At 65.0% G+C, this 12324-nt stretch carries 13 protein-coding genes; 3 read left to right on the top strand and 10 right to left on the bottom strand.

Annotated elements, in window-relative coordinates:
* The first annotated feature begins 63 nt into the window (after window positions 1-63).
* Complete coding sequence (glpK, locus tag ACR0LD_RS11910) at window positions 64-1542, top strand: glycerol kinase GlpK (protein ID WP_480637105.1); 1479 nt, start codon at window positions 64-66, stop codon at window positions 1540-1542.
* Between the two features lie 28 nt (window positions 1543-1570).
* Here the strand turns inward: glpK and smpB are convergent, their stop codons facing one another.
* The 10 genes from smpB to ACR0LD_RS11860 form a co-directional block, all read right to left on the bottom strand.
* Entirely contained in the window at window positions 1571-2047 is a 477-nt protein-coding gene (gene smpB, locus ACR0LD_RS11905; RefSeq protein ID WP_170360447.1) for an SsrA-binding protein SmpB, read from the bottom strand.
* 47 nt (window positions 2048-2094) lie between these two features.
* Window positions 2095-2637, bottom strand: a complete 543-nt coding sequence (gene idi, locus ACR0LD_RS11900; protein WP_093964071.1) for an isopentenyl-diphosphate Delta-isomerase — start codon at window positions 2635-2637, stop codon at window positions 2095-2097.
* 187 nt (window positions 2638-2824) lie between these two features.
* Window positions 2825-3238: a c-type cytochrome gene (locus ACR0LD_RS11895; RefSeq protein WP_170405871.1), complete on the bottom strand. Its 414-nt coding sequence runs from the start codon at window positions 3236-3238 to the stop codon at window positions 2825-2827.
* Window positions 3239-3350: 112 nt separating this feature from the next.
* A complete protein-coding gene (locus ACR0LD_RS11890) occupies window positions 3351-4364 on the bottom strand; it encodes a P1 family peptidase (RefSeq protein WP_480637102.1) in 1014 nt (337 codons plus the stop codon).
* Window positions 4365-4446: 82 nt separating this feature from the next.
* On the bottom strand, window positions 4447-5193 hold the full coding sequence (locus ACR0LD_RS11885; protein WP_480637100.1) for an SDR family oxidoreductase: 747 nt from the start codon (window positions 5191-5193) through the stop codon (window positions 4447-4449).
* A gap of 60 nt (window positions 5194-5253) precedes the next feature.
* On the bottom strand, window positions 5254-5673 hold the full coding sequence (gene arfB / locus ACR0LD_RS11880) for an alternative ribosome rescue aminoacyl-tRNA hydrolase ArfB (protein ID WP_170360441.1): 420 nt from the start codon (window positions 5671-5673) through the stop codon (window positions 5254-5256).
* 262 nt (window positions 5674-5935) lie between these two features.
* Complete coding sequence (locus tag ACR0LD_RS11875) at window positions 5936-6580, bottom strand: queuosine precursor transporter (protein WP_170340977.1); 645 nt, start codon at window positions 6578-6580, stop codon at window positions 5936-5938.
* A gap of 91 nt (window positions 6581-6671) precedes the next feature.
* Window positions 6672-7556: an esterase-like activity of phytase family protein gene (locus ACR0LD_RS11870; protein ID WP_480637098.1), complete on the bottom strand. Its 885-nt coding sequence runs from the start codon at window positions 7554-7556 to the stop codon at window positions 6672-6674.
* Window positions 7529-8392 (bottom strand): penicillin-insensitive murein endopeptidase, encoded by an 864-nt coding sequence (gene mepA / locus ACR0LD_RS11865; RefSeq protein ID WP_170364071.1) that lies wholly within the window; start codon window positions 8390-8392, stop codon window positions 7529-7531. Before mepA ends, ACR0LD_RS11870 begins: the two co-directional genes overlap by 28 nt.
* A complete protein-coding gene (locus tag ACR0LD_RS11860; RefSeq protein ID WP_480637096.1) occupies window positions 8389-9756 on the bottom strand; it encodes an MFS transporter in 1368 nt (455 codons plus the stop codon). The genes mepA and ACR0LD_RS11860 overlap by 4 nt, the downstream gene beginning before the upstream one ends.
* A gap of 131 nt (window positions 9757-9887) precedes the next feature.
* On the opposite strand from ACR0LD_RS11860, the gene ACR0LD_RS11855 reads away from it, so the two are divergent.
* The gene (locus ACR0LD_RS11855) at window positions 9888-10175 is read left to right on the top strand and encodes a YggT family protein (protein ID WP_005980077.1); all 288 of its coding nucleotides are present in this window, start codon (window positions 9888-9890) and stop codon (window positions 10173-10175) included.
* A 76-nt stretch (window positions 10176-10251) separates the two neighbouring features.
* Window positions 10252-12291, top strand: coding sequence for a DNA helicase RecQ (gene recQ, locus ACR0LD_RS11850; RefSeq protein ID WP_480637093.1), 2040 nt, complete (start codon window positions 10252-10254; stop codon window positions 12289-12291).
* Window positions 12292-12324 lie beyond the last annotated feature (33 nt).

Below are 12324 nucleotides of genomic sequence, written 5' to 3'. Positions count from 1 at the left end.
CTGGAACGGCTCCGGCCAATCGCCTAATGTCCCCTGAAAATGACGACCGGGGGGAACACGGGCATGACCTATATTCTGGCAATCGATCAGGGCACCACGTCCTCGCGCGCGATCCTGTTCGACGCGCAGATGCAGCGCGTGGGCACCGCACAGCAGGAATTCACCCAGTATTTCCCGCAGGAAGGCTGGGTCGAGCACGACCCCGAGGAAATCTGGGACAGCGTCCTGAACGTCTGCCGGCAGGTGACGGGCGAGGTGGGCGTCGCGGCCGACCAGATCGCCGGGATCGGCATCACCAACCAGCGTGAAACCACCGTGGTCTGGGACAAGGTGACCGGCAAGGCCATCCACAACGCCATCGTCTGGCAGGACCGCCGCACCGCCGAAATCTGCCAGCGGTTCCGCGACGCGGGCTGCGAGGATGACGTGACCGCCCAGACCGGCCTGCTGCTCGACCCGTATTTCTCGGGTACCAAGGTCAAGTGGATACTGGACACCGTACCCGGCGCGCGCGACCGGGCCGAGGCGGGCGAGCTGCTGTTCGGCACCATCGACAGCTTCCTGATCTGGCGCCTGACCGAGGGCCGTGTCCACGCCACCGACGCCACCAATGCCGCACGCACCCTGCTGTTCGACATCCACAAGGGCAACTGGAGCGCCGAGATCTGCGATCTTCTGGACGTGCCGCTGTCGATGCTGCCCGAGGTGCGCGACTGCGCGGCCGATTTCGGCCAGACCGGCCTGTTCGGCGGAGCAATCCCGATTCTGGGCGTGGCCGGCGACCAGCAGGCCGCCACGATCGGGCAGGCCTGTTTCCAACCGGGGATGATGAAATCGACCTATGGCACGGGCTGTTTTGCGCTGCTGAACACCGGCACGCAGCCGGTGGAGTCGAAAAATCGCCTGCTGACCACCATCGCCTATCAGCTGGACGGTCAGCGGACCTATGCGCTGGAAGGCTCGATCTTCATCGCGGGCGCGGCGGTGCAGTGGCTGCGCGACGCGCTGCGGATCATCGACTCGGCCCCGCAAAGCGGCGAACTGGCCGCGCAGGCCGACCCCAACCAGCATGTGGTTCTGGTGCCCGCCTTCACCGGGCTGGGCGCGCCCTATTGGAAGCCCGACTGCCGCGGCGCCATGTTCGGTCTGACCCGCAACTCGGGCCGGGCCGAGATCGCACGGGCCACGCTGGAGAGCATCGCTTTCCAGACCCGCGACCTCTGGCACGCGATGCAGGGCGACTGGGGCGCCGAGGCCGACGTGATCCTGCGGGTCGATGGCGGGATGAGCGCGTCCGACTGGGCGATGCAGGGTCTGTCGGACATTCTGGGCGCGCCGGTCGACCGGCCGGTGATGCAGGAAACCACGGCGCTGGGCGCGGCCTGGCTGGCCGGGATGAAGGCCGGGGTCTATCCCGATCAGGCGGGATTCGCCGACACCTGGGCGCTGGACCAGCGGTTCGAACCGATCCTGCCCGAGGCTGACCGCGAAGCGGCCTATGCGCGCTGGCAGCGGGCGGTGCAGGCCACCATAGCGTTCTGATTCATCCTGATCCGCGGAGCAGCCCGGGTCAGCTGTGATCCTTCAGCAGGCGCTGTTTTTGGCGAGACCAGTCGCGCTTGGCCTGGGTTTCGCGCTTGTCGTGGATCTTCTTGCCCTTGGCGATGCCGATCTTCAGCTTGGCCCGGCCCTTGTGGTTGAAATACAGCACCAGCGGCACCAGCGTCATGCCCTTGCGCTGCGTGGCGTTCCACAGGTTCGACAGCTCTTTGCGGGACACCAGCAGCTTGCGCCGGCGGCGCTCCTCGTGCTTGAACGCCTTGGCCTGTTCGTAGGGCGCGATGTAGCTGTTGATCAGCCACAGTTCGCCATCCTCGACCGCGGCATAGCTTTCGGCGATGTTGGCCCCGCCCGCGCGCAGAGACTTGACCTCGGACCCTTCCAGCACGATGCCGCACTCGATATCCTCTTCGATCGCGTAATCGAAGCGGGCCCGCCGGTTTTCGGCGATCACCTTGTAGTTGGGGTCTGTCTTCTGCTTGGCCATGACGCCGTGATGTATGCGGCTTCGTCAGCCCTTGCAAGATGGGCGCGTCAGGATTTGGCCGAGATGATCAGGTCGGGGCCAAAGATCGTGTCGGCGTGGTTGTGCAGGTAGATCTTCAGCCACGGGGTGAACCGTTCGGGATGACGGCGCACTTCGGCCAGCAGATCGTGGTAGTCGATCCAGCGGATCTCCATCACCTCGTCGGGATTGGGCTCGATCTTCAGCGGCCCGCGTACATGCGCCAGGAACACGTCCACGACCTCGTTCTCGACCATCCCGTTGCCGACATCCGCGTGATATTCCAGCCGGTGCCGGTATTCGGGATACAGCCCGGTGATGCCCAACTCCTCGCGCAGGCGGCGCACGGCGCAGTCCGAGGAGTTTTCGTCCCAGTCGGGATGGGTGCAACAGGTATTCGCCCACAGGCCGGGCGTGTGATACTTGCCCAGCGCGCGGCGCTGCATCAGAATCTCGGTGCCCCGTACGACGAAGACCGAGACCGCCTTGTGCTTGAGCCCCTTTTCGTGGGCTTCCAGCTTGTCCACGGGTGTCAGCTCGCCATGAACCCAAGCCGGGATCATGATTCCCATCTGTCCTCTCCTGATGTGACTGCGCCGGTCTGGCGGCATCGGCGACTGGGCGCGATGCGCTGGCGGGTTGGGCGCAGTGTTTTTTGTCTGCGACAAAACTGGCGATGATCGACGTTTCAATCAAGCGCACGAAAGGCCGCAGGGCTGCGGCCTTTTGTACTTGTTCCGATTTTTCAGCAAGTGCGGCTTATTCGGCCGAAACGCTCTGCAGATAGGCAAAGACGTCCTCGCCACCGCTTTTCAGCTTGAAGGTCATCTTCGACTTGGCCGAGGTTTCACCCAGGTAGTCTTTCAGGAACGCCTTGGGGTCCTGAACATAGGCGACAAAGCTTTCTTCGTCCCAGACCAGACCTTTTTCGCCGGCCGCAACCAGGCTGTCGCCGTATTTGAAGCCTTCCTCGGTGCCGGCGGTACGGCCTGCAATGCCGTAGAGGTTCGGCCCGGTTTTGCCGCCCTTGACGATGGCTTCGCCGTCGGGCGTTGCGATCATGTGGCAGGACTTGCACTTGTTGAAGGTCTTGGCGCCGGCTTCGGCGTCGCCTTCGGCCAGGGCCGGCACAGCCAGCAGGCCGACGATGGCAGTCGCGATGATACGTTTCATTGGCGTTGCTCCGATATGAATTAGCTGCCCTTTAACCAGTATCAAACGCACGCAGAGTCAATGCGCAATTTGACGCGCGGCGGCGACCTGACGCAGCCGAAAAGGTATATTTTCAAGGCGTATTTTGCAGATCCGACCAGCACGGCAACAGGTCGCCCGGCGCCGGTTTCGCATGGAATACCGCGCGTGCGATGGCGCGGGTCAGGCACTGAGCCGCAGCATGGCTCAGCAGGGCCAGATCGGCCTCGGAGGAAGGGATCCGTCCCGTGCTGACGCCAAACACCAGGTCGCCATCGCCCGGCGTGTGGGCGGGCAGGATGGCGCGGGCGATCCCGTCATGGGCGGCCACCGCCATGCGCTGGCATTGCGGTTTGGTCAGGGCGGCATCGGTGGCGACGATGGCGATGGTCGTGTTGGCCTTGTCGGGCGGGGGATGGCCCATCGCCCGGGCCTTGCGGCTGGGCGCGGGGTCCCCCAGACCGGACGCCGCATCCGGCCCCAGCCCGCCAAACTCGGCCCCGATCTCGAACGGGGCGGCCCAGAAATGCCGGTCGCCCGGAGTGGTGACGCTGCCCAGCGGGTTGGCCGCAACCAGCGCACCCACGGTCACGCCGCCAGGCAACGCCGCCGAGGCAGAGCCCAGCCCGCCCTTGCACATGGCCGTCAGCGCGCCGGTTCCGGCCCCGGCGCTGCCCAGATCGAACGTCTCCGCCGCGGCGTCAAATGCGGCCCGGCCCAAGGCGCGGTACGGGTTTTCACCCCACGCCTTGTCGCCGCCGTTCAGCAGGTCGAACAGAATCGCCCCGGGTACGATCGGCACCACAGCCGGCCCCACCTGAAACCCGCGACCCTGTGCATGCAGCGCATCCATCACGCCCGAACAGGCATCCAGCCCGAAGGCCGAGCCCCCCGAAAGCACGATCGCATCCACCCGGTCGACGGTCTTGTCGGCCGCCAGCAGATCGGTCTCACGCGTGCCGGGGGCGCCCCCCATCACATGAACCGAGGCCCGCAGGGGCTGATCTCCGGTCAGGACGGTGACACCTGATTTCAGGGCCGCGTCCTGTGCATTGCCCACGAGCAGACCGGGCACGTCGGTGATCAGGTTTCTGGGTCCGGGGGTCATGCGGTTTCGTCCTTTTCTGCGGAAAAGCGCGCTGGCGCGCGCTGCCTCCGGCGGGGATATTTCGGGCCAGATGAAGGGGTGTTCAGATACAGCGGCCCCCGTCCACCTCAAGCGCGGCACCGGTGATCATGCTGGCCTCGTCCGAGCATAGGAAACAGGCGGCGTTGCCCATGTCCTGCGGGGTCGAGAACCGGCCCAACGGGATGGTCGACAGGAATTTGGCGCGAATTTCGGGCGTGTCCTCGCCCATGAAGGATTTCAGCAGGGGCGTTTCCCCCGCTACCGGGCAGATCGCGTTCACGCGGACACCGGAGGGGGCCAGTTCGACCGCCATCGTCTTGGTCCCGGTGATCATCCAGCCCTTGGAGGCGTTGTACCAGTTCAGATTCGGGCGCGGCGACAATCCGGCGGTCGAGGCGACGTTCAGGATCGCCCCCGCCCCGCGCGATTTCATATGTGGCACCAGCGCCCGCGCAGTCAGAAAGACCGACTTCATGTTCACGCGATAGACGCGGTCGAAATCTTCTTCGCTGACCTGCTCCAGCGGCGTCGGCAGGTGGGTCACACCGGCATTGTTCACCAAAATGTCCAGATGGCCGTAAAGTCCCAGCGCCGCATCCGCCATCGCCTGGACCGAGTCGCCGTCGGAGACATCCACCTGGCAGTGGTTGGCCAAAGGGCCAAGCGTTGCCGCCATGTGACGCGCGGCATCCCCATTGATGTCGGCGATCGTCACCCGCGCGCCCTCGGTCAGGAATTTCTGCACGATCCCAGCCCCGAACCCGGATGCGCCGCCGGTCACGATTGCGGTTTTTCCCTCCAGCCTCATGGCCTTGCCTCCCTGCCGCCTGTTGCGGTCAGACTAGCAACGGCAGGGAAAGATGCCAGATCAATCTTCCGCCACCTTGCCGCGCAGCGCCTTGACGTCAGATCGGGCCTTTTTCGCCGCCAGCCGGCGCTTGACCGAGCCATAGGTGGGTTTCGTGGCGATCCGCCGCTTGGGTTTGACCAGCGCCTTGCCGATCAGCTCGGCCAGACGGGCGCGGGCGATCTCGCGGTTGCGGGCCTGGCTGCGGGTTTCGTCGCATTGGATGATGATCGCGCCATCCTTGGTCCAGCGCCGCCCGGCCAGCCGTTTCAGCCGCGCCTTGACCGGGTCGGGCAGCGAGGGCGAGCGCGCCGCCTCGAAGCGCAGCTCGACCGCGGTCGAGACCTTGTTCACGTTCTGCCCGCCGGGCCCCGAAGCGCGGATGAAGCTCTCGGTCATTTCCCAATCGTGCAGGGTGATATCTTCGGTGATGCGCAACATGGGCGCGACCTTACAGGCGCCACCCGGAAACAGAAAGGGCCGCCCCGGCGGGACGGCCCTTCGAAAGTTCAGGAGGTCGGGTCGGTTAGATCAATCGACCAGCCGGAGCGCGCGCTCCGCCAAGGGCTGCCCTAGCAGGCGGTCCCCCCGGTTGTTCCGACACCTCTCTCCAATCTCTTTCTCGACACTGGATCACCTCCTTTTCTATCTGTTGCGGTTGAAAGGGATGGTGACACAACTTGTGCCATTCTCAAAGCGTTTTTTACGCGGGCTGTGCGGTCAGGCGCGCGACGATCACCTTGAAGGGGATAAGCGCGACCAAAGCCAGCGACAGCTTCACCAGCCAGTCTGCAAATGCCAGCGTCACCCACAGAGGCGCCTCGGGGCCCGACAGCATGAAGGGCACAGGCTCCCACGCCCAGTTGATGGCCGCATCCGCATCGGCGCCGAAGAAGGTCACCGAGGCCGAGAAGGCGATGGTGAAGAAGATCGCGGTATCCAGCGCCGATCCGACCAGGGTGGATACCAGCGGCGCGCGCCACCAGCGGCCTTCACGCATGGCGTTGAACACGGTGACGTCGGTCAGCTGCGCGATCAGGAACGCCGTTCCCGAAGCCACGGCGATGCGCAGCGGCACGGCGACGTAGGTGAAGCCGTCGCCCTGCAGCATGATCTGGCTGCCGATCAGCGAGCAGATCACGCCGGTGACGAAGCCCGCGAAGACGACCTTGCGGGCCGGGCCCACGCCATAGACGCGGTTCATGATGTCGGTGACCAGAAAGGCCAGCGGGTAGGTGAAGGCACCCCAGGTCAACAGCCCATCAAAGATCAGGAACTGGACCAGGATGTTCGAGGCCACGACGATGGCGGCCATGGCAAGAATGCCGGGGATAAAGTTGCGTTGCATGTTCTGATGCCCGTTTTGACAAGGTAGCGGCGACTTGGCCAAGGGACCGTCCCAAGGCAAGCCGCGCTTCTAGACCCGGGATCGGCCCGTGTCAATCCGGCAGCAGATACTCGACCAGTTCGGTACGCTGCAGCGCCAGAAAGTTGTCGTCCGAGATCATCGTGGCCCGCAACCGCCCCTGCCCGTCGCGCCAGACCGACAGCCCCTCGAGATTGTCATGGGTTCCGGTTCCGGTCTGGAACAGGATTTCCTCGGCCGCAGGTGTATCACCCGCGATCCGCCACCGACGCAAACGCGACCGGAACCCGGTCAGCGAGACCGCGCGTTCCAGAACGTAGAACCGCCCGTCCGGACCGAAATCGGCCGCTACGGGCAGAAAACCGTCCCGCTGCGCCAGGACAAAGGGCGTGGACCAGGCGCGCCCGTTCCACCGATAGACCGGAATGTCGCCATTTGCCGTGCGGCTTTTCTCGGGCAACGTGTACAGGCGACCCTGGGCGTCGATGGCCAGCCCCTCGAACGAACCATTCTGGTCGAGCGCGTCAAAGGCCTTGGGGCGCGGCAGCACCTGAGCATGGGCACCGGGCGCGGCATAACGGGCCACGCGATGCACGCCTTCGAACGAGATGTAGAAGCTGCCATCCGGCGCCAGCGCCAGCCCCTCGGAGTCACCCGAGCTGCCGGGCATGATCCGTCCCCGGCTGGACAGAACCGGCCAGTGGCCAACAATACGGATGCCGACAATCTCATCGCCATCCCGGTCGATGCGGACCGATGCCAGGGTGGAGCGGTCGCTCAGCACCCATGCGCGCTGCCCGTCATCCGAGACATGGATGGCGGAAAACCCGCCGAACCAGTCATGGCCGGCGCGCCATGCAAAGCTGCCCAGATATTCGGCCGATTTGACTTCGACCGCCCAGGCGGAACCGGCCAGAAACAGGCTGGCGATCAGTTGGACTGCAAGACGGCGGCGCATTGCTGGGGCAGATCCGCCAGAACATACTCACGACGTTTCTTCGGAGGCGGCGCGTTGGGGTCGGGCGGCGGCGGGTTCAGGATGTTGCGCACCCACTGTTCGGCCTCGGCGCAGCCGTCACCCTTGGGCGGCGGATCCTGATTGACGCACCCGCGCGAGCCGCGCGGGCAGTTCAGCCGGACGTGGAAGTGATAATGATGCCCCCACCAGGGCCGGATCTTGCGTAGATAGGCACGGTTGCCCTTCTCTTCCTTGCACATCTGCACCTTGGCGCCCGGAAACACGAAGATGCGGGCCACGCGTTTGTCCTTGGCCGCCTCGCGCAGGATGGCGTGGTGCTGTTTCGTCCAGTTGCCGTTCACATAGGCGCCGTTCGAGCGCCGCAAGGAGATCGACGAGATGTTCTCGCGCGCCTTGCGCGACAGGCGCATGTTGTCACCGGGCAGCATCCAGATGTCGATGTCCAAGCCAAGCTGGTGGCTGCGGTGGCCCGAGGTCATAGGCCCGCCCCGCGGCTGGCTGATATCCCCGATGTAAAGCCCGTTCCACCCCGGTTGCTTTGCCGCAAAACGGCTGAGGTCCTGCACGAAGTCGATGGACTGCGGGTGGCCCCAGTTGCGGTTGCGCGACAGACGCATCGCCTGCCAGGTGGGTCCGGTCTCGGGCAGTTGCACCGATCCGGCGGCGCATCCGCGCGAATAACTGCCGAAAGCGGCCGGTTTTTGTTGCGAACTGTCCTTCTGAGCCCCGAACAACTGCTTGGCCAGCGGTTGGGCACCAGCCGCCCCGGCCAGCGCAATTCCTGCCAAAAATACCAAAAAACGTAATGAAATCATCTACTCTGATCCCCTTCCGGTTTGACCCAGCGCATTAGGAACAATCCCAGAATAAACAACCCGACGATCGGAGACACCCCCAACCGAGCGCTGCCGGTCGCGGTTGTTGCAATTCCGATCAGCAAAGGCGCCGCAAAAGCGGTGGCGCGGCCCGACAGACCATAGAGGCCAAAGCTCTCGACCGGGGCGGCCGGGTCGGTGTGGCGCACCATCAACGAACGGCTGGCCGATTGCAGAATGCCCCCCATCCCGCCGATCAGGATGCCGCAGCCAAAGAACACCATGTCCGGCAGGCCCGACCCTTGGGGCAGGGCGATGCCGAAGATCTGCGTCCGGTCCATCGACACGATGGTGGTGCAGACCAGGATCAGAACCCAGATCGCGGTCAGGATCACCGGCTTGGGGCCGAATTTCCGGTCCAGCTTTCCGCCGACCCAGGCGAAGACCGCCGAAGCCAGCACGCTGATGATGCCGAAGACGCCGATCTTGATCAGGTCCCATTCCAGCACCAGCCGCGCATAGACGCCGCCGAAACTGTACAGCCCGTTCAGCGCGTCCCGGTAGAACATCGATGACCCCAGATAGCTGGCAAGGCTGACCCGGTACCGCAAGGCGGCCACGGATTTGCCCAGCAGGCGTAGCGCCTCGGATACGCTGCCTTTCTTGTCGGCGGCAGGATCGTCGCGAACCCACAGGAAATACGGGACCATGAACAGGATGAACCACCCGGCGGTGAACGGCCCCACGAAACGCGTGCCTTCGCGCGTGCCGGCGTCCAGACCGAACAGCGGCTCCATCCCGATCAGCGTCTTGCCGTTGGGCTGCTCGACGAACAGCGCCAGCATGATCGCCAAGGAAATCAGCCCGCCGAAATAGCCGAAGGCAAAGCCCGAGCCCGAGATCTCGCCCACCTCATCGTCGCCCCCCAGATCGGGCAGTTGCGAGTTGATGAAGATCAGCGCGTATTCGGCCCCCACGAAGCCCAGACCGAAGGCCGACAGCATCAGCCACATGTTCGACCCGTCCGGCAGCGTGAACCACAGCGCAGCAGACCCCACGGCATACATCACCGAAAAGGCAAAGATCCACGGGATGCGCCGCCCCGAGACATCGGCCATGGCCCCCAGCAGCGGCGCGCCGAAAGCGATGATCAGACCGGTGATCGTCAGGCAGTTGGCCCAGACCGTCTGCGCCTGCGCGGCGGCAGCTTCGGCATCCATCCCGGCGGTTGCGTAATATTCAGCCGCAACACCGGCGAAATACGGGCCAAAGACAAAGGTCACCAACAGGGTGTGATACGGCTGGCTGGCCCAGTCGAAAAACCACCAGCCCCAGATGCGCCTGCGCTTGGAAATCTCTGCCATCTCTGCCCCTTGCCTGCTTTTGATTTCATAAGACGGGCCTTTGGGCCATTTCGCAAGCGTTCTGTGACTGCGGGCTTGCCTATTGCCGCTTGGGCACTTAGGTCTCAGGCCGTACGGAAAACGAGGTGCCCATGCTGTCGCTGATCCAAATCCTGCTGCTGATCCTGGACATCGTCTGGTTCATCATCCTGGCCCATGTGATCATGAGCTGGCTGATCAACTTCCAGGTCCTGAACCTGCATCAACAGCTGGTCGCCCAGATCTGGTACGGCCTGAACCGCCTGCTCGAGCCGATATACGGCCCGATCCGCCGCATTCTGCCCAACATGGGCGGTCTGGACCTGACGCCTCTGGTGGTGCTGATCGGGGTCTATGCGCTGCGGATCATCCTTATCAACAACGCGGTCTATTTCTACTGACCTCTTGTTCCCCGATTCCGACTGTGTGATTGTCCGTTCAAGAGCAGTCAAATCTTGAAACAGGGCACCCCCGCACATGTTCGACGCCGCGCCTCTGCTGCGAGATGTCTTTGGATTCGATGACTTCCGCCCCGGGCAGGAAGAGATCGTCGATGCCGTGACCGCCGGCGAGAACGTGCTGGCGATCATGCCCACCGGGGGCGGCAAATCCCTGTGTTTCCAACTGCCTGCCCTGCTGCGCGACGGCGTCACGGTGGTGATCTCGCCGCTGATCGCCCTGATGCGCGACCAGGTGCGGGGGCTGCAAGAGGCCGGGGTCGAAGCCGGTGCGCTGACCTCGGGCAACACGCCCGAGGAAACCGACGCCGTGTGGGAGGCGCTCGAGGCCGGGCGGCTGAAGCTGCTGTATATGGCGCCCGAACGGCTGGCGGCGGGCTCGGCGCTGGGCATGCTGCGGCGGATCAATGTCAGCCTGATCGCCGTGGACGAGGCGCATTGCGTCAGCCAGTGGGGCCATGATTTCCGCCCCGACTACCTGCGGATCGGAGAGCTGCGGCGCGCGCTGAACGTGCCCTTGGCCGCCTTCACCGCCACGGCGGATGCGGAAACGCAGGACGAGATCGTAGAAAAACTGTTCGACGGCACGCCCCCGCGCAAGTTCCTGCGCGGCTTTGATCGCCCGAACATCCACCTGGCCTTTGCCGCCAAGGACAGCCCGCGCAAGCAGATCCTGGATTTCGCCGACGCCCGCCGGGGCCAGTCGGGCATCGTCTATTGCGGCACCCGCAACAAGACCGAAGTGCTGGCGCAGGCCCTGCGCGAACAGGGCCACAGCGCCTGCCACTACCACGGCGGGATGGAGGCCGAGGACCGCCGCATCGTCGAAACCCGTTTCGCGCGCGAGGACGGGCTGATCGTGGTGGCCACCGTGGCCTTCGGCATGGGCATCGACAAGCCCGACATCCGCTGGGTCGCCCATGCGGACCTGCCGAAATCGATCGAGGCCTATTACCAGGAAATCGGCCGCGCCGGACGCGACGGTGGGCCGGCCGAGACCCTGACCCTGTTCGGCCCCGACGACATCCGCCTGCGCCGCAGCCAGATCGACGAGGGGCTCGCCCCGCCCGAACGCCGCGCCGCCGACCACGCCCGCCTGAACGCGCTGCTGGGGCTGGCCGAAGCGCTGCACTGCCGCCGCCAAACCCTGCTGGGCTATTTCGGGGAAGAGGCCGAGCCCTGCGGCAAATGCGATCTGTGCGACAGCCCGCCTGAGCTGTTCGACGGCACCACCCCAGTGCGCATGGCCCTGTCGGCCATCCTGCGCACCGAGGAATGGTTCGGCTCGGGCCACCTGATCGACATCCTTTTGGGCAACGAAACCGACAAGATCCGCGCGCGCCGGCATGACGCGCTGCCCACCTACGGCATCGGCAAGGACTGGTCGCGCCCGCAATGGCAGGCGATCTTCCGGCAGATGATGGGCCATGACCTGGTGCGCCCCGACCCCGAACGCCACGGCGCCCTGCGCATGACCGAGGCAGCCAAGCCGATCCTGAAGGGCGAGGCGCAGATCACCCTACGCAAGGACACGCTGCGCAAGGCCACCCGGCGGCCCGCGGTCAAGATGATGGTCTCGGAAGAGGACGCGCCCCTGCTGTCGGCCCTCAAGGCCAAGCGCCGCGCGCTGGCCGAGGCCGCTCGCGTGCCCGCCTATGTCATCTTTCCCGACCGCACGCTGATCGAGATGGCGGAAAAACGCCCCATGACCCTGGACGAGATGGCCCGGATCGGCGGCGTGGGCGCCAAAAAGCTGGACCGCTATGGCGACACCTTCCTTGAGGTGATCGCGGGCGAGGCGCAGGCCCTGCATCCGGCACGCCGCAAGCTGGCCGGGCGTGAACAGGGAAATATCTACGACCGTCTGCTCGAGGTGCAGGCGCAGCTGGCCCGAGGCCCGGACGGGATCGACAAACCATTGAGCTGCTCAGCCGCGCAACTGGCCAAGGTGGCGCAGATGCGCCCGAACGACGCGCGCACTCTGGAACAGGTGCTGGGCGACCGCCGCGCCGAACGTTTCGCGGCCGCCTTTCTGGACGTGCTGCGCGCAGCGGGCTAGGTATCGACGGGCAGGCACGAACAAGGGGGCAGA

The organism is Ruegeria sp. BF8, from assembly GCF_056538625.1.
This window is presented reverse-complemented; position numbering and strand designations above follow the sequence as displayed.